The organism is Streptomyces sp. NBC_01232 (assembly GCF_035989885.1).
Taxonomy (GTDB): Bacteria; Actinomycetota; Actinomycetes; order Streptomycetales; family Streptomycetaceae; genus Streptomyces.
The window spans coordinates 8,084,695-8,104,625 of record NZ_CP108518.1 but is presented as its reverse complement, the minus strand read 5'-3'; the positions used below and the strand labels follow the sequence as shown (position 1 = coordinate 8,104,625).

Sequence of the window (19,931 nt, the reverse complement as noted above, 5' to 3'; positions counted from 1 at the left end):
TGAAACTGCGAGCGGAGGCGGTGCGTCAGTGTCTGACTTCCGGTCGCCCGCGGGGGAACGACCGGTCACAGTGGCGGGACCGCACCGGAATCGCACCGGTTTCCTGTCCTGCACCGCCTGGGGTTACGCAGCCAGTCTGCCAGAAGGGGAGCAGGTCACCGGCCCCGAGGGGCCGGACGCGGCACCGGCGCAGGGGAACGGTCCTGGAGGATGGGCCCATGACCCTCATCGACCGCATCCTGATCTCACCCGGCGGGTACGCCCACTTGCCGCGTTCGTGTGTCCACTACGTCGACGACCTCCGCGCGGCCGGCTGGGGATGGATCAACGAACCGGATCCCCTGTACTGGGACCGCATCGCCGTCGACAACCCGGCACCGGCGACCAACGGCAACCTCGGCCTCACCGCCGACCGCCGTTGCACGCACTGCGAGAACGCGTTCCGCGCCGTGTGACGAAGCAGCGTGTGACGAAACGGCGTTCGACGGAGCTCCGTATGACGAAGATCCGTGCACGGGACGACGCCCGGCGGGGAGGGGAACTCCCGGCCGGGCGTGCTGTCCGTAGGGCAGGGGCGGCAGGACTCGAACCTGCGACCATCGGTTTTGGAGACCGGTGCTCTGGCCAACTGAGCTACGCCCCTTCGGTGGAACCAAGCTTGGCACGACCGGATCCGGGGATCCACTCGATTAACCGCCCGGCCCGGATGCGAGTTCCGCACCGGTGTGGGCGCCGGATCCTTTCAGCCAGGCGATCAGTTCCGTGTGCTCACCGGTCAGCGCGATGTCGAGCGGGGTGAGCCGGTCGTATCCGATCCAGTCGATGTCCGCTCCGCGGGACAGGAGGTGTTGGGCCGTGGACAGCCGGCCGCCGTGGCAGGCCTGCCAGAACGCGCTGGTGACGTATTCGGCGGGGGCGTCCGCCGCCAGGAACTCCTCGACCCTGTCGAGGAGTCCGAGCGCTGCGGCCTCCTGCAGACCGGGCCGCGCCCCGAGCTCGACCAGCCGGCGCGCCGCCCGCCATTGCCCGAACCCGCACGCGTCGGTGAGCGGGGTCCCCCCGCCGAGGACCGCGCCCGGCGCCTCGAGGTCGGCCCCGGCGGCGACGAGAGCGTCGACGGCGGCCACGTCGTCATTGCTGGCCGCCCAGTGCAACGGCGTCTCGGCGTGCGCCCCGACGAACCGCGCCCCGGGATCGGCCCCGGCGGCCACGAGGGTCCGGATCACCTCCGCGCCGTCGGGGTAGTGACCGGGCCAGTCGGTGGCGATGTGCAGCAGACTCCGCCCACCGGCCGCGGCACCGCGCTGGACGACGGTGACCCCGGCGAGTCCGGGCCGCGCGTCCAGGAGCTCCCGCAGCCCGGCCAGGTCTCCGCCCCGGATCGCTTCCGTGACGGCAACGGCGAGCGGGTCACCGGATGCGAGGGATTCCATGGTCCGTCCTTCTTCGGTTCCGGGTGCACTGTCGTGATCAGTATCGCGCGGCACCCACAACCCCGTTGGCCTCCGTCCGACCCCGTCGCTGCCGTCAGCCGAAGCCGTGGGCGCCGAGCTCGGCGTAGCGGGAGGACAGGTGGGCCATGTCCCGTTCGGCGCCCTCGTGGAGCCAGTTCCGGTACGTGCCCGCCGCCTGTTCCGGCTCCAGGGTCCGGTCCGCGACGGCCGCGGTGAGCGAGCCTGCCGTCCAGCCGGACAGCAGGGCCCGCAGCACGCCGTGCGAGGACGACGGGTCCAGCAGCGCTCCCGCGTCGCCCACCACGAACCACCCGGGTCCTGCCGCCCTCGGGCACAACCGCCAGCTGACGTCGGCCGCCCGGGCGGCCCCCTCGGGGCGCAGCCCCGCGAATTCCGGTGGCGGCCCGGCGGGCGGGCGGCGCCGTTGTTCCGGTACGAGGTCCAGCCGCATCCACTGGTACCGCGCGGGTCCCACCCGCGCGGTCCAGGTCCAGCCGGAGTGGTCCGCGACGATCGCGGGAGCGGCGTCGCGCTCCGGGCAGGCCCCGGCCGCGTACCCGTAGCGGACGAGCAGCCGCGGCGAGCGCGGCGGCCCGGTCAGGCCCAAGGCGCGGCTGAGCCAGCGGGCCCTGCCGGTCGCGTCGATGACCGTACGGGTGCGCAGCGGCGGCTGCGGGCCGCGGAACCGGACTCCGGTGACGGTGCCTCCCCGCACCACCGGCTCCATCACCCGGGAGCCGAGGCGGACGTCCACGCCCGCGCGCCGGGCCCGCTCCAGCAGCAGGGCGTCCAGCCGTTGCCGGTCCACCTGGAAGCCGTACCAGGGCCCGGCGGCGTCCCGCCCGAACGGCTGGAACCGGGGTTCCGTGCCCCAGCCGACGGTGATGCCCTCGTGCCGGGCCCGGACGGCATCGGCGAAGCCGTCGGGCAGCAGCCGGGCCAGCAGGGTCTCCGCGCCCGGGTGCAGGGCCTCGCCGGGGCGGGCCACGGGGCCGACGGCGCGTTCGGCGAGGACCGTCCGCAGGCCGGCGGCGGCGCACACGATGGCCGCCGCGCAGCCGGCGGGGCCGGCCCCGGCGATCAGGACGTCCGCGTCGGTGCCGGGATCGAGGTGTCGCGTGTCCACGGTCCTCCGTCCCTGCGCAGCAGGACGGTCCGGCCGTCGGTGTAGGCCGTGACGTCCTGGGTGATCTCCACCAGCACCTTCTGGATGTCGGCGGGGTCCCTGCGCTCGGTCCCGGGCCGGTAGACGCGGAAGCGGTAGCGTCGCGGGCCGCTCAGGCGTCCGCCGGCGGCCTGCTGGGCCCGGGCGAGTTCCTCGTCGCCGGCCTCGGCCACGGTGAACGACAGCACGGCCCAGGCGGACTTGGCCTTGAGGATCTCGATCACGGCCCGGTCGCCGAACCGGGCCGTGAAGTCCGGGTCGTGGATTCCGAGGCTCCAGTAGACCGCCGACATGGCCAGGACCCGTGCCTTGGTCTCGGCGAGGTCGACGCGGGCGGTGAGGTGGGCGGTCAGCCGGTCCTGGGTGGTGATGTAGTCGGCGCGGTCGATGTCCTGGTAGGCCGCCACCGGCCGGCCGTCCACCGTCCTGACCTCCGGGCCGCGGATGCCGTCCCACGGCAGCCGACCGAGGCCGCGCACCTCCTGCATGCCGATCTCGGTGTCGGTCATGGGGACGATCGTCGGCCACGGGTAGGGGAAGCCGGGTGCGTCCTTGAGCGGGGTGAAGGTGCGGGTCGCGTCCGGGGCCACCGACGGCCAGTAACTGCCCAGTGCCGCGCACAGCTTCGCGTCCTCCAGGAAGGGGGTGCCCAGGCTGTACGCCTGCATGTAGCGCTGGAGCGGGGCTCCGGGCTCGTTGTAGACCAGGCCCTGGCTGACCTCCCAGCCCGGGTCGGTCACACCGGCGGCCGCGTCCGGCAGCCCCGTGTAGCGGCCGCGCGCGTCGTCGGGCAGGGAGCGGGCCACGGGGTCGCCGGGGGCCGGCGGGCCGACGACGGCGGTGAGGGTGTCGTCGTAGATGTCGAAACCCTTGGGGAGGGTGATGTCACCGGCGAACCGGAACTCCGAGAGGGCGCGCGGCGGTACGGCCCACAGGGCGGCCCGGGTCTGTTCCGGGACGGAGGTGCGCCACCATGCGGCGAGGTCGTGCTGGTTGACGTGCGGGAAGAAGTCGGGCGGGGCGACGCTGCAGAAGGCGGGCTTGAAGGTGTCGATCTCGGAGCCGAGCTGCGGGCACTCGACGGAGACGAAGCCGTCGCCGGCGAAGTCGATCCAGTGCTGGGCCCGGTAGCCGCCCGTGCGGATGATGGTGTCCATGTCCGGGTTGAGGTTGAGGTCCTCGAGGCGGCCGTCGTCGTGGAGGCGGTGGCGGATGTTGACGTACTCGGGCGACCGGCGGTCGTTGTCGGGGGCGGCGCCCTCCATGTAGGTGGGCTCGGTCTCGACCGCGCCGGGGATCAGCTGGGCGGAGGAGAAGTAGAGGATGCCCGGATCCTGGACCAGGTCGGCGGAGACGTTGAAACTGAGCCACTCCCCCTTGAACTTGGCGCGGCCGGCGAAGGGGTGGGGTTGTGGGGCGAGGACGCCGGTTCCCTGGGCCTGCTGCGGGGGCAGCAGCGAGGCGATCCTGTCGCCCCGGATGGTGAAGGGGAAGGCGTCGAGGTCCTTGCCCGTCCACTCGGTGGGGTAGCCCTGTTCCCGGAGGAAGAGGTGCATCCGCTTGAGCTTCTCGTTGACCAGACGGGAGTCGAGGGAGAGGGTCAGATCGAGGCCTTCGAGGCATTCCCGGCCGGGGAAGAGCTTGTGCAGGGGCACCCAGAAGGAGCGTTCGTCGTCGCCGGTGACGACGTCCCGGGGGCCGAACAGCCGGGGGTCGGCGCCGGTGACCTGCATGGCGAGGTACGGGGCGAAGCGCTGGGGCACGGTCCGGAAGACGAACGGCTGCTTCGGCTCCAGCGAGGTGAACTGGCGGCTGCGGGCGTCGTAACGGGGGCCGGTGGTGCCCATGCGGGTGATGCCGGTCCGGGAGAAGCAGAGGTCGGCGTGGCGCCCGTGGACGGAGCCGGTGGCGTCGCGGTAGTCGAGCGCGAAGACGACGACGCCGAGGGGGTTCTCACCGGCGGTCTCCCGGAGCCGGTCGAGGGTGGGCGGGCGGACCCCGTAGACGTAGTTCTCGACGGCCTCGATCTCGGCGAGCGTGGGGAAGCCGCCCAGGGTGCGGCCGCGGCCGTCGGTGAGGACGGCCGCGGAGGCGAAGGCGTGGTAGAGGAGGCTGCGCGCGGGGTTGCCGGGCTCGATGCCGCGGGCGGGGAGCGTCGGGGCGAAGTCGCCGAAGCCGGGTACGGAGCGGTCGAGTTCGGGCACCGGCTTGGCGAGCTCGGCGGCCAGGTCGGGGGCGCCGATGTCGAGGATTCCACGGGTGACGGTGCGCAGGAGCGTGCGCCAGCCCTGGCCGGCGAGGCGGGCGCAGGCATCGGCGACGGCGTCGGCCAGGGGTCTGGAGGCGGGCGCGGCCACGGCCTCGTACTGGACGGTGAGCCCGGGGAACCCGAGCAGGAGCCCGCCGGCGGCGGCCCCCTTCATGACATCGCGCCGTGTGAGCTCCACGCCGTCCGCCTCCTGTTTGCGTACCGGACTTGCCCCGCCGACCGGTGATTCTGACGGCAGGGGGCCGGGCGGCCCGCGCACGACGCGGGATTGCGTCCGAACGGGTCAGGAGGAGCCTGTCGGGTGGGACCGACCGGACCCGTGACGGGCGACCCCGAAAATGATTCGCCCCCGGCGGACGACGCCCCTACCTTGAGCGCAGCGGGGTCGCGCGCAGTCCCGCAGGGTGTGGAGCCGTGGCAGAGCGGCCCATTGCGATCGTCGTGGGTGGGGTCCCGCTCACGACGACTGACGGAGACGGGGCGGACCTGCCCCCATCTGTCCGCGGGTTCAAATCCCGTCGGCACCGCACCCGCCCCGACCCGACCCGCCACAACGCGGCGGCCCACCGACGCAGGAGCCCCGCTCCACCCGGTCGCCGGGGGGTGCGGGGCTCCGTCGCGTGGGTCATGGCCGGTAGTAGGCGTCGATCGGGGCGCGCGCCTCGACGAACAGGGCCGGGCCCAACTGTTCCACAGTCGGCCAGGCCCCCGACTGCGGGTTGAGTTCCACGAGTTGATCCGTGGAGAGCGCGTGGACGACCCGGCCCAGACCGGAGCGGACGATGGCGCCGCCGCACATGGCGCAGGGCTCGCAGCTCGTGTACATGGTGGTGTGTGCGGCCGTGTCCGGGTCCAGTTCGCGGGCCGCCCAGCGGGCGAGTTTCAGTTCCGGGTGGGCGGTGATGTCGTTGTCGCGGCGCACCGTGTTGTGGGCCTCGGCGAGGATCGCGCCGTCCGGGCCGGCCAGCAGGGAGCCGTACGGTGCGTCGCCCAGGGCGACGGCGTTGGCCGCGACGGCGATGGCACGCCGCAGGAAGGCCTCGTCGACGGTGGTGATCACGATGGAGTCCTCCGATGTGCGGCCACGGTGGTGAGCGCCTGCCAGGCCGCCCCGGGGCCTGCGGGTCTCCTCCGGATCTCCGCCTGAGTGCCTGCGGACCACCGGCGACGAATGGTCTGCTAGACGGCGCCGGCCGGGCCGACGGCCCGTTCCAGGACCTCCAGGACGGTGTCCCTGAACAGCTTGGCCTTGTATCCGGTCTGCGGCAGCGGCCGGCAGCGGGCGAGGACCGTCGCCGCGGCTGCGGCAAGGACGTCGGGGGTGGCCTCGCGGCCGGTCAGGGCGGCCTCCACCTCCGTGAGCCGCAGCGGTACGCGGGCCACCCCGCCCGCCGCGACGGCGGCGTGCGTGATCGTGGAGCCGTCGAGCACGAGGCGGGCGGTGGCCTCGACCAGGGGCCATTCGGCATGGGCACGGCTGATGGCCCGGTGGCAGGCGGCGCGTTCGCCGGGCAGCGGTGCGGGCAGGTGGACCGCGGTGAGGATGCGGTCCGGCGGCAGCAGGTGGTCGCCGTGGGAGAGCCGGTCGCCGTCCCCGTACAAGTCGGCGACGCCGCGCGGGGATTCGCCGTGGACCTGGACCTCGGCATCGTAGGTGAGCAGGGCCATCGCCAGGGTGGACGGGTGCGGGGCGACGCACGGACCGTCGCCGCTGACCACGCCGAAGTGGTGGTCGCCCTGGCGCGCCGGGCAGCCGGTGCCGCCCTTCTGGAGGCAGCTGAAGTGGGGGTTGCGGTAGTACCAGCACCGGTTGCGCTGCAGCAGGTTGCCGCCCACGGTGCCGGCGGAGCGGATCTGCGGAGTGGCCGCGGTCCCGGCCGACAGGGCCACGGCCGGCCAGCCGGCCCGTACGTGCGGATCCGCGGCCAGCTCGGCAAGGGTCGTCAGGGCGCCGATCCGCAGCCCGCCGCCGGGCAGTGCCGTGCAGCCGCGCAGGTGGCCGGCTCCGCCGAGGTCGGTGAACGGCCCCGGGGAAACTCCGCTGCGCTGCCGGGCAGTGGTGTCGGTGCCACCGGCGCGCAGCTCCCCGCCACGCGACAGGACGGCGGCCGAGAGGTCGGTGAGGGCGGTCTCGGTGCTCACGTACCCAGTCCTTCCAGGAGCCGGTCGGGGCGGATGGGCATGTCGTAGGGGCGCCAGCCGGTGGCGTCGTGGACCGCGTTGGCCAGGCAGGCCGCGGTGGGCAGGGTCGCGATCTCGCCGAGGCCGACTCCACCGCCGGGCACGTGCTCGAAGCCCTCCTGATGGAAGTGGATCGTGATCTCGGGGGTGTCGCCGATGCCGGGGATGCGGTAGTCCTCCAGGTTCTCGGTGAGAACCCGCCCGGTGGCCGGGTCGGTGCGCCGTTCCTCGTAGAGGGCGTAGCCGACGCCCTGGACGACGGCCCCCTGGCACTGGTTGCGGGCCAGGCGGTCCTCGTGGATGCGGCCCGCGGCGATGCCGCTCCACACGCTCAGCGGACGGATCCGACCGAGCCGTGTGTCCACCTCGACCTCGGCGACCTGCACCGATCCGGTGAAGCCGCGGCCGATCACGATCCCGCCCATGGTGAAGGGGGTCACGAATCCCCGGCGGTCGCGGGGGCGCCGGCCGGTCACCCGTACCCCGTGCGCGGCGGCCAGCCGGGGGGCGACGTCACCGCCGCCGAGCGCTTCGCGCAGCCGGGCGGCGGCGTCCGCGGCGGCGGGCACGAGGGAGGGCGTGGTGCGGCTGCCGCCCGAGGTGGGGCCGTGGACGGTATCGCTCCGGCCGACCTCGGCGCGTACCCTCCCCTCCGGCAGGCCGAGCCCGGCGGCGACGGCCCGCCGCAGCACGGTGCGCGAGCCCGTGCCCATGTCCTGGACGGCGCAGCGGGCGACGACCACCCCGTCCTCGACGGTGAGTTCGACCTCGGTGACGGGATCGAGGAAGTACAGCCAGTTGGCCGCCGCGACGCCGACGCCGCGGCGGAACCGCCCGGTGCCGCCGCGGGGGCCCGACCAGACGGGAAGCGCGGCGGCCCGGTCGTAGAGGGCGTGCCGCTTGGGGTTGCCGTCCCAGCGGCGGCGCAGGGCGATCGGGTCCTGGCCGAGCCGGTGGGCCATCTCGTCGACGGCCTGTTCCAGGGCCCAGCACATGGTGGGTCCGCCCGGACCGCGGAAGGGGGCGCCCGGAGGCCGGTGGGTGACCGTGTCGAAGTCACGGAGCCGACGGGGGGCTTTCCCGTACATGAAGCGGGCCAGGGCCGCCACGGTACCGCCGACCGAGATGCCGCCGTCGGTGTCCGCGTCCATGGCCAGTGCGCTGAGTCCGCCCGCTGCGTCCGCGACCATGGCCAGCCGGATCCGGGCGCCGGGCCGGTATCCGCCGTCGGTGAGTTCCTCGTCCCTGTCCAGCACCACGCGCACCGGGGCGCCGTGCAGCCGCGAGAGCTCGACCGCGGCCACGACGTCGGAGGTCAGACCCATCTTGCAGCCGAAGCCGCCGCCTACGTGGACGGCCCGCGCCACCACCCGTTCGACGGGCAGACCGAAGCGCTCGGCGGCGAGCTCGGCCGTGTGCTTGACCGACTGTGTGGACACGTCCAGGTGGAGGGTGCCGTCGATCCACTGGGCCAGGCAGGCGTGCGGTTCGAGCGGGGTGTGGGTCTGGGCGGCGGTGGTGAAGACGCCCTCGACCACCCGCTCGGGGGTGCGGCTGCGGGCCTCGGTGATGCGGCGCACGGCCGTGGCGGGGCGCTTGCTCATGGCGGACGGGCCCCGCAGGTTGCCGCGCCACCGGGCGGGCACCAGTTGGGGGGTCTCGCCGGAACCGGGCGCCCGTTTGCGCGCCGTCTTGTCCTCGTAGACGAGGGGGCCCTCCCCGGTTCGGGCCCGGCGAGGGTCCAGGGCCGCCGGCAGCACCTCGTAGTCCACCGTCACCCGTGCGGCTGCCGCCCGTGCGGAGGCCCGGTCGGGCGCCGCGACCGCGGCCACCGGCTGCCCGGCGTACCGCACCACGCCGTCGGGGGGCAGCAGCGGCACCAGCGGCAGGTCCCCGGCCTCCAGGGAGCGTACGTGCGCATGCGCGTGCGGCGAGCGGATGATCACCCCCTCCAGCAGCCCTTCGGGGCGCAGGTCCGTGGTGTACCGGGCCGATCCGTCGGTCTTCTGCGGGGCCTCGGCGCGCGGGACCGCGGGCGCCTCCCCGCCGGCCGGCTCCGTGTCGTAGTCACCGGCGCAGGCCGCGGCCACCGCGCTGAAGATTCCCTCGTACGCACCGCACCGGCACAGGTGACCCGCGAGTGCGTCGGCGATCGGCTCCCGCCCCGGGCGGGTGCGGCCGTGGGCGGCCCGCCACCGTTCGAAGAACGCCGCCGCCCCGACCACGAACCCGGGTGTGCAGTAGCCGCACTGGAGGGCGTCCTCGCCGGCGAAGGCACGCCCGACCGGGTGGCCGGACAGGCCCTCCACGGTCGTCACCTGTCGTCCGGCCAGTGCGACCGCCGGTGTCAGGCAGGACACGCGGGGCTCGCCGTCGACCTGGATCGTGCAGGCCCCGCACACCCCGCCCGAGCAGACCAGCTTGGTGCCGGTCAGCCCCAGCCTGTCCCGTACCACCTCCACGGCGGCCGGGTCGTCTTCCACGTCCACCGCGTGCCGGATGCCATTGACCTCGAACTCCACGAGGGGTTCTCCTCACCGCGGGATGGCGTCTGACGGGCCTCGCGCCCGTCTTCACGCTCCTTGATATCCCGCTCACGGCTCCGGCGCAGTTCGGCGACCGCATCGGGTCAGGTACGCCGCCAGGCCCCCTGTCAGGGCTCAGGTCAGTGGACAGGTCCGGGCACGGGTCAGTAGGGCACAGTCAGGCCAGGAAGCGCTCCACGGCCTCGCGGGCGCGGGCGCTCGAGGCCGCGGCGTCCGCCAGAGCGCGGGCCAGGGCATCGATCCACTCGTCGAGTTTCACCCGGCGCCGCGAGAGCACGATGCCCCGCACCTCGTGGCAGATCTCCCCGGTCACCCGGCCGTGGTCCATCCTCAGCAGGAGCCGCTGCTCTCCGAGCACGACGTCCAGTTCAGCGACCGAACCCGCGCGTCCGGCCACCCGTTCCGCGAAGGAACGTCTGCGCCCGACCCGGACGGCGCCGGCGGGCAGGGAATCCGCCAGCTTCGCGGTCAGCACGTTCGCGTAGAGGTTCAGGTCCGTGCTGTCCTGGCGCAGCGCCGCGGCCAGCAGCTCCACTTCCGGCTCAGGCATCGAGGCTCAGCACCAAGGCCGGTCGGTCGATGACGTGGTCGTCGCGGAGCGGGCGCACCGCCGTCCCGATGGCGAAGAACTCGGTGGTGTGCCCTCCCCAGGTATGGGAGTGCTGCCGCAGCTGCACTGCCACGATGCCTTCGGCCTCCAGCGCCTGGCCCTCGGCCCGCATGCGGCTCATCGCCAGGTCGCGCGCCTCGTAGAGGGCCTGGGTGAAGGGCTCGATCTCGACGTTGCGGCCCGCGTTGCTCAGCACTTGGGTGAAGCGCTGGTGCGCCACGTGGTAGACGCACGACCCCATGACGAGGTCCAGGGGCGCGTATCCGGCGCGGATCAGCGTCCAGAATTCCTGGCCCGACAGGTCCGAGGTGAACGGCTTGCCCTTGTTGTTGAGCCATGTCCCGCCCGGTCCCGGGTCCGCGCCGTCGGCTTTCACCGCCGTGCCGACCGCGATGAACTCGGCGATGTCCGATCCGAACTCCTTGAACTCGATGTCCAGCCGCACGCCCACGATCCCGTCCGCCCCCAGAGCGCTCGCCTCGGCCTCCATCCGGCTCATCGCGAGCTCGCGCGCCTCGTACATGGCCTGTGACAGCTTGGTCAGCTCCTGGTTCTTCGACCACCGGCCGAGCTGGAGGCCGACATGGTAGACGGAGGAGCCGAGGACCAGGCCGAGCGGGCGGAAGCCCGCCTCGCGCACCAGCAGGAACTCGTTCACGGACAGGTCCGAGGTGAAGAACGAGCCCTTCTCCCCCGGCTGGAGCTGCGCGAGCCGCCGCATCGCGTCCAAGGCCGTGTCCTGCGCTGCCGGCCGGGCAGCTTCCCCGTTCGCTTCCAGCCCCGTTCGTTCGGTCATGTCAGTGCTCGCGCTCCAGTCTCATGATGGTCAGTGGTCCGGCGCCGGCGGGCCGCGCGGAGCGGCCGAACCGGACGATGGAGGTGCCGACGAAGACCGCCTCCGCGCTGAGGTCTCGCGTCGATCCGTACGTGGGGCACTCGCTCTCGCTCACGCTCAGATCCATGTCGTCCACCACCAACCCGTCGCCGCCGTGCTTCGCCGCGTCGAGGACGAGCTGCTTGCGTGCATCGCGGCGGGCGTGGCCGATCAGCTGGGTGTAGCCGTCGACCTCCTGGTTCCCGGTGGCGCCGGGGATCCGGAGCGAGGTGCGCCAGTCGTCGTGGCGGGTTGCGAGGGCGATGCCGAAGGCGAGTTGGGCGGGAACCCATCCTGCGTGCAGGAGCTTGGCGAAGTCCTGGCCGCCCAGATGTGACGTGAAGGGCGTGCGCGGCCGGATGCGGGAGCGGGCGCGGACCGCGGTGCCCAGCGCGGTGAACTCCATGCTCCCTGCCGAAAACCCGCCGACCTGCAGCTCGACGCCCACGATCCCGTCGCCGCCGAGGGCGCCGCATTCGGCCACCGCGCGGGACAGGGCCAGCCTGCGGGCCCGGTACATCGTCCTCACCACCTGCGACAAGGACGACGCCCACCTCGGCGACGGAACCACGCCATCGCCGGTGACCGACCAATTGCCCGGGCATTCCCAGCCGCCCGCGGACCCGATGTTGAACACGGCGGCGCCGAGCACCTGCCCGACCGGATCGAACCCGGCACCGCTGATCGCGGTGAACTCCTCGGACGACAGCGCCGAGTCCCAGGTGCCGCCCGACCGCGGTCCTGCCGCCCCGCCGGCAGCGGCGCCCGGCGGACCGGTGTCTCGTCGCGGTGCCATCGGCTCCTGCCCTCGGTCTCTCGGCCCACCGCACGGTTCACGTCGGCATTTCGGCAGATTACGCCATCGAAGGAACCGGTGCGAGAGTGAGCACTGGCTCCAACTGATCCGATGCCCCTGGCCCTTGGACCGTCGGGACGCACACCCCTTCCGCGACTACTTCCTCCTCGTCCGGAGGAAGCGCGGCAGGCGTGGCAGGCGCGATGGACGCGGAGCGTCCTCGGGGCGGGGCCGCGGGTTGAGCTCATGCTCCACCACCGGATGCGGGCACCAGGTGATGTCGCGTACGCGGTCACCCGGGATGCCCAGGATGTCGACGAGCTCCGCGAGGGCCGCCTCGTCGTCGGTGTGCCGACGGTCGAGCCACACGGTGACGCCCGTGTCCTCCACCTCGGTGAACTGACTCAGGACGAAGAAGTGCCGGCCCAGTCGGAACGTGGCGACGTCCACTTGACCGAGGTCTTCCCAGCTCTGCTCCACCAGCAGCACCAGCCTGGCCGCGTACGCCTGCAGGGGTGGCGGAAGCACACCGATCGGCCGGTGGGAGAGGGCCACCGAATCCCACATCCCGTACTGCACCGCCGGATTCGGGTTCGCCTGGTACTCGGGCGCGGGCCGCCAATCGCGCTCCGGCCCGGGCACCGCCACCGGCTCCCATCTCCTCAGCGGCCGGTGGCCGTCCGGCTCGTCCCCTGCGAACACGCGCCCGCTCATCCCCGCCCCGTCTTCGACCCGCTCCCCGGCGCACATCATCCCAGGCCGAGAGTTTCATCACCCCTCCGGCTCCCCGCATCCGGCACCGAACCGGCCGGTGGAGGCTGGCGCTCCCGCGGAGAGCGAGTTTCGGCCGCCCCCTTGACCGCTCTGGTCCAGACCAATAGTTTCCGGCATGCACCGCGCACGCGCACACGCCCCGCTCCCCGCATCCGCAAAGGAAGCCCATGCGCCGCAGCATGCTCGGCAGACTGGCCGTCGCCGCCTGCTCCCTCTCCCTGCTGACCGCCTTCGCGCCCGCCGCGGCCGCGCAGGCCGAAGGCGGCGGCCACGACCGCCCGTACAAGAAGGTCGGCTACTTCACCCAATGGGGCGTCTACGGACGGGACTTCCAGGTCCAGGACCTGGACGAGAACGGCTCCGCCGGAAAGCTCACCCACATCAACTACGCCTTCGGCAACGTCAGTCCGCAGGGCAAGTGCTTCACCGGCAACGTGCCCGGCGAGGCCGACGCCTGGGCCGACTACGTGCGTCCGCTCGATGCCGCGAACTCCGTCGACGGGGTCGCCGACACCGGCGAGCAGCCGCTCGCAGGCAACTTCAACCAGCTGCGCGAGCTCAAGGCCAAGCACCCCGGGCTCAAGGTGCTGATCTCGCTCGGCGGCTGGAGCTGGTCCACCCACTTCTCGGACGCCGCGCTCACCCCGGCCTCCCGCAAGGCCTTCGTCGAGTCCTGCATCGACCTCTACATCAAGGGCAACCTCCCGCAGGACGGCGCCCGCGGCGGCGCGGGCGCGGCGGCCGGTGTGTTCGACGGGATCGACCTCGACTGGGAGTGGCCCGGCTCCGCCGGTGACACGGACACCAAGTTCAGGCCCGAGGACAAGCGCAACTTCACCGCCCTCGTCAAGGAGTTCCGCACACAGCTCGACGCCTACGCGCGCAGCCAGAAGAAGGCCAAGTACGAGCTGTCCGCCTTCGTCCCGACCGCGCCCGCCAAGATCGACGCGGGCTTCGACGTCCCCCGGATCATGCGCGATCTGGACTTCGTGACCCTCCAGGGCTACGACTTCCACGTGTCCGGCGAACCGAGGACCGCCCAGCAGTCCGCGCTCCACGCCCGGGGCGACTTCAGCGTCGACGGGACGGTGAGCGCCTGGCTCCGGCGCGGCGCTCCCGCGAAGAAGCTGGTGATGGGCATGCCGTTCTACGGGCAGGGCTGGACCGGCGTCAGCGGTGGCGGGGACGGCATGGGGCAGCCCGCCACGGGTCCGGCGCCGGCCACCTGGGCCGCCGGGTACGAGGACTACAAGGCGCTGAAGAAGCTGGCCGACTCCGGTACCTACACGGTCCACCGGGACCGGCGCGGCGGCCACGCCTGGCTGTTCGACGGCACCACCCTGTGGACGTACGACGACCCGCAGGTGCTGCGGGCCAAGACCGGGTACGTCCGCGCGCACGGCCTCGGCGGTGCGATGGTCTGGTCGCTCGACGCGGACACCGCCGACGGAGAGCTGATGACGGCCGTCGACCGGGGTCTGCGCGGCCGCTGACCGGAGCCCGCCTCGGCACTCCCGCCTGCGGCGGGCGCCACCTCCGACCGGCGCCGCCGGGCCGCGGAATTCCATCCGGCCCGGCGGCGCCCCTCCACGTGCGCTCCCCGTCCGCCCGTCTACGCTCCACCGCATGAGGAACTCGACGATACGGGCGGTCAACCGTCTCGCGACGCGCTGGGCCATGCAGGCCCCTGCCGGCGACGCGGGCACCGTCCACGCCGCCGCCGGGGTCTGGCCGCTGCTCGCCCTGCTCGCCGACGGCGCGGCCGGGCCGGCCCGCGACGAGCTGGCGCAGTCGCTCGGCCTGCCCGCCCGGGCCGCAGCCGGGGCGGCGCGGGAGCTGCTGGCCGCACTGGCGGACGTACGGGGTCTGCAGACGGCGACGGGACTGTGGACCAGGGCCGAAGTCCCGCTGGACGACGTCTGGTCGGCGAAGCTCCCGGCGGGCGCCCGGGGAACGCTGACCGGTGTCCCGGACGCCGACGGGAAGGTCCTGGACACGTGGGCGGCGGAGCGGACCGGCGGGCTGATCGAGCACGTACCGGTGTCGTGGCCCGAGGACACCCGGCTCGTCCTGGCCTCCGCGCTCGCGCTCCGGGTGCGGTGGGCCGCCCCCTTCAAGGAGGCGAAGGAGGCGAAGGAGGCGAAGAAGGTCAACAGAACCAATGAGGCCAAGGGGCCGAACGGGGCATCCGCGGTGGAGGCCGAAGGCCCCTGGGCGGGGCGGGCCCTGCGGCGCCTGTCGCGGACCACCTCGTCGTTGGACGACGTCCGGGTGGCCGGCGGGCCTGCCGGAGCCGTGACCGTCCTGGAGGTGGCCGGCACCGAGGACGTGGACGTGCACCTCCTGCTCGGCGGGGAGCGGACACCGCCACGCGAGGTGCTGGCGACCGGTCTCGCCGTCGTCACCGGCGACGCACCCTCCGTCGCAGGCAACGCGCTCCCCGACGGAACCCCGGGCCCCGGCCTGGCGATCCGCACCGTGGTCACGTACGTCCCGGGGGACCTGCTGAGCGTCTCCACCGTGGCCTTCGCCCTGCGCACCGAGCACGATCTGCTCGACCACGCGCCACTCTTCGGGCTGGAGAGCGCCACCGACGAGACGTCCGCCCACTTCCCCGGCATCAGTTCCGAGCCGCTGGCGATCGGTTCGGCTCAGCAGGCCGCAACGGCCCGTTTCCACGCGGCGGGGTTCGAGGCGGCGGCCGTCACCGCCGTCTTGGCGCGGCCCGGCACCGGCGCACCGCCCCGCGGGAAGCACCGGGTCCGCCGGGCCGAGGTCCGCATCGACCGGCCGTTCGGCTTCCTGGCGGTCCACCGGGCCTCGCGGCTGGTCCTCGCCGCGGGCTGGGTCACCGAGCCGGAGACGACTGCCCCGGAGGGCTGATCCGCCGGTGGGCGGCGGCCAGTGCCGCCGTCTCGCCGAAGGCGGGGACGTGCCCGGTGCCGCCGCGGCCGGAGACCGAGAGGGAGGCTGCCGCCGTGCCGTACGCCACGGCGTCCTCGAGACAGTCGCCGAGGGCGAGCCGGGCGGTGGTGGTGCCGGTGAAGCAGTCGCCCGCCCCGGTCGCGTCCACCGGGGCGGCGTTGACGGGCACCGACCGGTACGCCGCCCGCGTGCCGTCGTCCAGCAGGATCCGGCCGGCGCCCGCGGTGACCGCGACCGTACGGGCACCCAGCGCGCGGCAGCGTGCGGCGGCGGTGCGCGGGTCGGCGGTGTCCACGAGGGCCTGCGCGTCGGCCGGACAGGAGGTCTTGAGCAGCCCGGTCAGCGGAGCGATCCGGGCCAGCAGCTCGCGGGCCTCGGCCCGGCCGGTGAGCCGGGAGCGGAAGTTGGGGTCGTACGTCAGGTGCCCGCCGGCCCCGTGCACGAGGTGGGCGGCGGCCAGGACGGCGTCGTGGCTGCTCGGCGACAGGGCGCCGGTGATGCCGCTGGTGACGAGCGCGCCGCAACGGGTCAGCAGCTCGCGCCAGGAGGCCACGTGCCGGGGTGCGAGGGTGGAACCGGCGCTGCGGGTGCGCCAGTAGACGAACTCGCGGTCGCCGTCGGTGTCGGCGGAGAGCAGGTAGGCGCCGTTGGGGTGCGGGGCGCGGCGGACGTGGGAGACGTCCACCCCGAGCCCGGCGGCCCGGCGCAGCAGCGGGACGCTGAGTTCGTCGTCGCCGACCACGGCGAGCAGGGCGGTGCGGGCACCGGCCGCGGCCGCGGCGGCCGCCGCGTTGAGGGCGTCCCCGGAGTAGGAGATGCGGGCCGGGGTGCCGTCGGCAGCCTCGCGCAGGGCGGTGCCCGCGTGGATCTCGACCAGGACCTCACCGAGTACGAGGACGTCGTAGTCGGTGGCGGGCCTTCCGGACACGGTCAGCGCCCCGCGGCGGCGTCGTGGGGCGCGCGGCGCGGCGCGTCCGCATCCCCATCCGCATCCGCATCCGCATCCGCGTCCGCATCCGCGTCCACACCCGCGAACACGGCGGCCAGTTCGCCCGGGTCGGACGGCAGTCCGTCCCCGATGCCGACGGCCGTCGCGCCCGCGGCCAGCCACCCGGGGACCTCGGCGGGCCGGATGCCGCCGGTCGGGATGATCACCGCCCCGGGCAGTACCGCCCTGAGGGAGCGGACGAATCCGGGGCCGCCCACGTGGGCGGGGAAGACCTTGGCGGCGCCGGCGGCGCGGACGGCGGCGGCGACCTCTCCGGGGGTGAACCCGCCCTCGATGAAGACGGCTTCGCGGCGTACGGCGACGGCGCGCACCTCGGGGGCCGGGTACGGGGAGATCAGGAAGGCGGCGCCCGCGTCCAGGGCGGTCTCGGCCTGCGCGGTGGTGGTGACGGTGCCGACGCCGATGAGGGCGCTGCGGCCGTGGACGTCGTTCAGCGGGACCGTGCGGGTGACGGCCCCGGCCCAGCCGGGGGTGGACGTGGTCAGCTCGACCGCGCGGCAACCGGCGGCGAGGAGGGCGGTGGTGCGGCGAACGGCCTCGTCGGCGTCGGTGTTGCGCAGGACCGGCAGCACGCGCTGGGCGGCCAGCACCGCGTACAGGTGGCCGGACGGGTGATCGGGCATCGCGGGACCCCTCCCCTGCGTTCCACGTAGTGGAACGGCGTACCGTATGACGGAACCATGTGGTCTAGACCCTACACACGCCAGGAGTGCTCGTGTCAACGGATGCAGCAGCCACGGGCGCGACGGGCGTCCGCGCGGGCCGGACCTCGGCCGCCGGCTCCGCCCTGGAGAAGTCCCTGCGCGTCCTGGAGGCGGTCGCCGCGCCCGGCGGACCGCACCGGCTCGCCGAGCTGACGGCCGCGGCCGCCGTGCCCAAGTCGAGCACCTTCCGCATCCTGGCCTCACTGGCCGAGCAGGGCTTCGTGCGCCGGGAGGCCGACAGCCGGTACGGGGTGGGGCCGCGGCTGCGCGGACTGTCCGCCCTCGTCGGCGCCGGGGAGCCGGCCAGCATCGGGCGCATCCTCGGCGGACTCCGGGAGGCCACCGGCCAGACGGTCCATCTCGCCCTGCACACCGGGGAGACCATCACCTGCATCCGCAAGCTGGAGGGCGGGGAGGACCAGCCCTTCCGCACCGCGTCCCGTGTCGGCATGCGCATGCCCCTGCACACGACGGCGATCGGCAAGAGCGTCCTGGCGCACCTGCCCGCCGAGGAGGTGCGGGACCTGATCGGCGCCACCGGGCTGCCGCGCCGGACCCCGCAGACGCTCACCACCGAGCGGGCCCTGTACGCCCAACTGGCGGAGGTCCGGGCCCGGGGCTTCGCCCTGGACGACGAGGAGAACGAGCCCGCCATCCGCTGCATCGGCGCCGCGATCCTCGGTCCGGCGGGCCGGCCGGTCGGCGGGGTCAGCGTCACCGCCGTCACCTTCCTGGTCTCCCGGGAGGAGATCCAGGCGTACGCACCAGCCCTGGGCTCAGCCGCGGAGGCCCTGGCTCCGCTCCTCTGACCCCCGGTCGGCGGCCCGGAACTTTCCTCAGGAAGATTCTTCCGGATAACTGTTATCGACGCCCCGGTCGACGGTCTCCCATGTATCGGGCATCATCGACCGCCGGTACGGACAGGGAACATCACATGGCTACTCAGCACACCGCGGCACTCGTGGCAGCGGCCCGCGCGGGCGACCCGCGCGCGCAGGACGAGCTCGTCAGCGCCCATCTCCCGCTCGTCTACAACATCGTCGGACGGGCCCTCAACGGGTCCTGCGACGTGGACGACGTGGTGCAGGACACGATGCTGCGGGCGCTCGACGGGCTGGGCGGCCTGCGGGCCGACGAGAGCTTCCGGTCCTGGCTGGTGGCCATCGCGATGAACCGGGTGCGGGCGCACTGGCAGGCCCGGCAGAGCGGCTTCGGGGTGAGCACCCTGGAGGCGGCGAGCGATGTCGCCGACCCGGGTGCCGACTTCGTCGACCTGACCGTCACCCGTCTCCAGCTGGCCGGGCAGCGTCGCGAGACGGCCCGGGCCACCCGCTGGCTGGAGCCCGAGGACCGGGCGCTGCTGTCCCTGTGGTGGCTGGAGTGCGCCGGCGAACTGACCCGGGCGGAGGTGGCCGGCGCCCTCGAGCTGTCCCCGCAGCACGCGGCGGTCCGGGTGCAGCGGATGAAGGCTCAGCTCGAGTCGGCCCGCGTGGTGGAGCGCGCTCTGGACACGCGTCCGGCGTGCGAGGAGCTGCGGAGCGTGCTGGCGGGCTGGGACGGGCAGCCCTCGGCGCTGTGGCGCAAGCGAATAGCCCGGCACGCCCGTGAATGCGTACGTTGCTCCGGTCTCTGGAGCGGACTCGTTCCGGCGGAGGGGCTGCTGGCCGGCCTGGCCCTGGTACCGGTGTCGGCGGCCCTGCTGGCAGGGGTCAAGACGGCCGGGGCGGCCGGCTTCGCCACCACGAGCGTTGCCTTCGCCGAAGGCTTCGACGGGGGCCTTGACGGAGGCTTCGACGACGCGGCGACGCAGCTCACCCCGGTCGCCGGCCCGGGTGACCTGTCGGCTGACGGGCTGGTTGAGGGCTCAGGTGCCGGTGGCCGCGGCGCGCTGCGCAGGCGGCGGCAGAGCCGCCGCCGGGTGATCGGCGGTGCAGTGCTCGCCGCCTGTGTCGCGGGCGGCGGGCTCGTGTACCTCGGCGGGCTCCCCGGTTCCGGTGACACGAAGGACGGCGCCGCCGCGCTCCCGACCCCGCTGGCCGCGCTCTCGGCGACCGAGTCGGCAGGGGTGCCCTCGGAGTCGCCCTCACCCTCCGCGTCCCCCTCGCCCTCCGCCTCGCCGAGCCCGTCGGCGAGCCCGAGTCCGAGCCCCACGCAGTCGAAGAGCAAGTCCCCGAGCCCGCGCGCCTCGGCGGCCAAGCCCGCGCCCGCCCCGCCGTCCGGGGTGGCCGGCCAGGTCGTGGCCCTGGTCAACAGCGAGCGGGCGGCCGCCGGCTGCGGCCCCCTCAAGGAGGACTCCCAGCTGCGCGCGGCCGCTCAGGGGCACTCCGACGACATGGCGGCCCGGGACTTCTTCTCGCACACCAGCCCCGAGGGCACGGACCCGGGCGACCGGACGACCTCGGCCGGGTACCGCTGGTCGACGTACGGGGAGAACATCGCGCGGGGCCAGCAGACGGCGCAGTCGGTCATGGACTCCTGGATGAAGAGCCCCGGCCACCGCGCGAACATCCTCAACTGCTCCTTCAAGGACATCGGCGTGGGAATCCACCAGGGCTCGGGCGGCCCCTGGTGGACCCAGAACTTCGGCGCACGCTAGGAGACGTCCTGCCGGTCACGCCGGGCGG

General features: G+C 73.8%; 17 protein-coding genes, 1 tRNA gene and 1 riboswitch. Of the genes, 5 read left to right on the top strand and 13 right to left on the bottom strand.

Going from position 1 to position 19,931, the window contains the following annotated elements:
• Positions 1-6: 6 nt before the first annotated feature.
• A riboswitch (cobalamin riboswitch) is annotated at positions 7-146 on the bottom strand.
• A 72-nt stretch (positions 147-218) separates the two neighbouring features.
• The gene (locus tag OG444_RS37235) at positions 219-455 is read left to right on the top strand and encodes a hypothetical protein (RefSeq protein ID WP_327266289.1); all 237 of its coding nucleotides are present in this window, start codon (positions 219-221) and stop codon (positions 453-455) included.
• A 114-nt stretch (positions 456-569) separates the two neighbouring features.
• Here the strand turns inward: OG444_RS37235 and OG444_RS37230 are convergent.
• The 11 genes from OG444_RS37230 to OG444_RS37180 form a co-directional block, all read right to left on the bottom strand.
• Positions 570-643, bottom strand: a tRNA-Trp gene (locus OG444_RS37230).
• Between the two features lie 46 nt (positions 644-689).
• Entirely contained in the window at positions 690-1,433 is a 744-nt protein-coding gene (locus OG444_RS37225) for an ankyrin repeat domain-containing protein (RefSeq protein WP_327266288.1), read from the bottom strand.
• A 94-nt stretch (positions 1,434-1,527) separates the two neighbouring features.
• A complete protein-coding gene (locus OG444_RS37220) occupies positions 1,528-2,580 on the bottom strand; it encodes an NAD(P)/FAD-dependent oxidoreductase (RefSeq protein ID WP_327266287.1) in 1,053 nt (350 codons plus the stop codon).
• Positions 2,535-5,066: a twin-arginine translocation signal domain-containing protein gene (locus OG444_RS37215; RefSeq protein ID WP_327266286.1), complete on the bottom strand. Its 2,532-nt coding sequence runs from the start codon at positions 5,064-5,066 to the stop codon at positions 2,535-2,537. The genes OG444_RS37220 and OG444_RS37215 overlap by 46 nt, the downstream gene beginning before the upstream one ends.
• A 447-nt stretch (positions 5,067-5,513) precedes the next feature.
• On the bottom strand, positions 5,514-5,948 hold the full coding sequence (locus tag OG444_RS37210; RefSeq protein ID WP_327266285.1) for a nucleoside deaminase: 435 nt from the start codon (positions 5,946-5,948) through the stop codon (positions 5,514-5,516).
• A 119-nt stretch (positions 5,949-6,067) separates the two neighbouring features.
• Positions 6,068-7,030, bottom strand: a complete 963-nt coding sequence (locus tag OG444_RS37205; protein WP_327266284.1) for an FAD binding domain-containing protein — start codon at positions 7,028-7,030, stop codon at positions 6,068-6,070.
• Positions 7,027-9,591, bottom strand: coding sequence for a molybdopterin-dependent oxidoreductase (locus OG444_RS37200; RefSeq protein ID WP_327266283.1), 2,565 nt, complete (start codon positions 9,589-9,591; stop codon positions 7,027-7,029). Before OG444_RS37200 ends, OG444_RS37205 begins: the two co-directional genes overlap by 4 nt.
• Positions 9,592-9,772: 181 nt before the next feature.
• On the bottom strand, positions 9,773-10,165 hold the full coding sequence (locus tag OG444_RS37195; protein ID WP_327266282.1) for a hypothetical protein: 393 nt from the start codon (positions 10,163-10,165) through the stop codon (positions 9,773-9,775).
• Positions 10,158-11,021 (bottom strand): heavy metal-binding domain-containing protein, encoded by an 864-nt coding sequence (locus OG444_RS37190; RefSeq protein WP_327266281.1) that lies wholly within the window; start codon positions 11,019-11,021, stop codon positions 10,158-10,160. Before OG444_RS37190 ends, OG444_RS37195 begins: the two co-directional genes overlap by 8 nt.
• Position 11,022: 1 nt before the next feature.
• The gene (locus tag OG444_RS37185) at positions 11,023-11,895 is read right to left on the bottom strand and encodes a heavy metal-binding domain-containing protein (RefSeq protein ID WP_327266280.1); all 873 of its coding nucleotides are present in this window, start codon (positions 11,893-11,895) and stop codon (positions 11,023-11,025) included.
• Between the two features lie 156 nt (positions 11,896-12,051).
• A complete protein-coding gene (locus tag OG444_RS37180) occupies positions 12,052-12,609 on the bottom strand; it encodes a hypothetical protein (protein WP_327266279.1) in 558 nt (185 codons plus the stop codon).
• A 227-nt stretch (positions 12,610-12,836) separates the two neighbouring features.
• On the opposite strand from OG444_RS37180, the gene OG444_RS37175 reads away from it, so the two are divergent.
• Both OG444_RS37175 and OG444_RS37170 read left to right on the top strand, forming a co-directional pair.
• Positions 12,837-14,162, top strand: a complete 1,326-nt coding sequence (locus OG444_RS37175) for a glycoside hydrolase family 18 protein (protein WP_327266278.1) — start codon at positions 12,837-12,839, stop codon at positions 14,160-14,162.
• A gap of 133 nt (positions 14,163-14,295) precedes the next feature.
• Entirely contained in the window at positions 14,296-15,552 is a 1,257-nt protein-coding gene (locus OG444_RS37170; RefSeq protein WP_327266277.1) for a serpin family protein, read from the top strand.
• Here OG444_RS37170 and OG444_RS37165 read toward each other — a convergent pair.
• Together OG444_RS37165 and OG444_RS37160 are read right to left on the bottom strand one after the other, a co-directional pair.
• Positions 15,518-16,522 carry a PfkB family carbohydrate kinase gene (locus OG444_RS37165; protein WP_327266276.1) on the bottom strand — a complete coding sequence of 335 codons (1,005 nt, stop codon included), beginning with the start codon at positions 16,520-16,522 and terminating at the stop codon, positions 15,518-15,520. The two genes, OG444_RS37170 and OG444_RS37165, sit on opposite strands and share 35 nt — an antisense overlap.
• Positions 16,523-16,524: 2 nt before the next feature.
• A complete protein-coding gene (locus OG444_RS37160) occupies positions 16,525-17,226 on the bottom strand; it encodes a bifunctional 4-hydroxy-2-oxoglutarate aldolase/2-dehydro-3-deoxy-phosphogluconate aldolase (RefSeq protein ID WP_327266275.1) in 702 nt (233 codons plus the stop codon).
• A 92-nt stretch (positions 17,227-17,318) separates the two neighbouring features.
• Between OG444_RS37160 and OG444_RS37155 the strand changes: the two genes are divergently transcribed.
• Together OG444_RS37155 and OG444_RS37150 are read left to right on the top strand one after the other, a co-directional pair.
• Complete coding sequence (locus tag OG444_RS37155) at positions 17,319-18,116, top strand: IclR family transcriptional regulator (RefSeq protein WP_327266274.1); 798 nt, start codon at positions 17,319-17,321, stop codon at positions 18,114-18,116.
• 125 nt (positions 18,117-18,241) lie between these two features.
• Complete coding sequence (locus OG444_RS37150; RefSeq protein ID WP_327266273.1) at positions 18,242-19,903, top strand: sigma-70 family RNA polymerase sigma factor; 1,662 nt, start codon at positions 18,242-18,244, stop codon at positions 19,901-19,903.
• The last annotated feature ends 28 nt before the right edge of the window (positions 19,904-19,931 follow it).

Bases quoted from the DNA above. Each gene is read 5' to 3' on its own strand.
- OG444_RS37235 (WP_327266289.1), top strand. From the start codon at position 219: ATGACCCTCATCGACCGCATCCTGATCTCACCCGGCGGGTACGCCCAC.
- OG444_RS37190 (WP_327266281.1), bottom strand. From the start codon at position 11,021: ATGACCGAACGAACGGGGCTGGAAGCGAACGGGGAAGCTGCCCGGCCG.
- OG444_RS37185 (WP_327266280.1), bottom strand. From the start codon at position 11,895: ATGGCACCGCGACGAGACACCGGTCCGCCGGGCGCCGCTGCCGGCGGG.
- OG444_RS37170 (WP_327266277.1), top strand. From the start codon at position 14,296: ATGAGGAACTCGACGATACGGGCGGTCAACCGTCTCGCGACGCGCTGG.
- OG444_RS37160 (WP_327266275.1), bottom strand. From the start codon at position 17,226: ATGCCCGATCACCCGTCCGGCCACCTGTACGCGGTGCTGGCCGCCCAG.
- OG444_RS37175 (WP_327266278.1), top strand. From the start codon at position 12,837: ATGCGCCGCAGCATGCTCGGCAGACTGGCCGTCGCCGCCTGCTCCCTC.
- OG444_RS37150 (WP_327266273.1), top strand. From the start codon at position 18,242: ATGGCTACTCAGCACACCGCGGCACTCGTGGCAGCGGCCCGCGCGGGC.
- OG444_RS37195 (WP_327266282.1), bottom strand. From the start codon at position 10,165: ATGCCTGAGCCGGAAGTGGAGCTGCTGGCCGCGGCGCTGCGCCAGGAC.
- OG444_RS37180 (WP_327266279.1), bottom strand. From the start codon at position 12,609: ATGAGCGGGCGCGTGTTCGCAGGGGACGAGCCGGACGGCCACCGGCCG.
- OG444_RS37225 (WP_327266288.1), bottom strand. From the start codon at position 1,433: ATGGAATCCCTCGCATCCGGTGACCCGCTCGCCGTTGCCGTCACGGAA.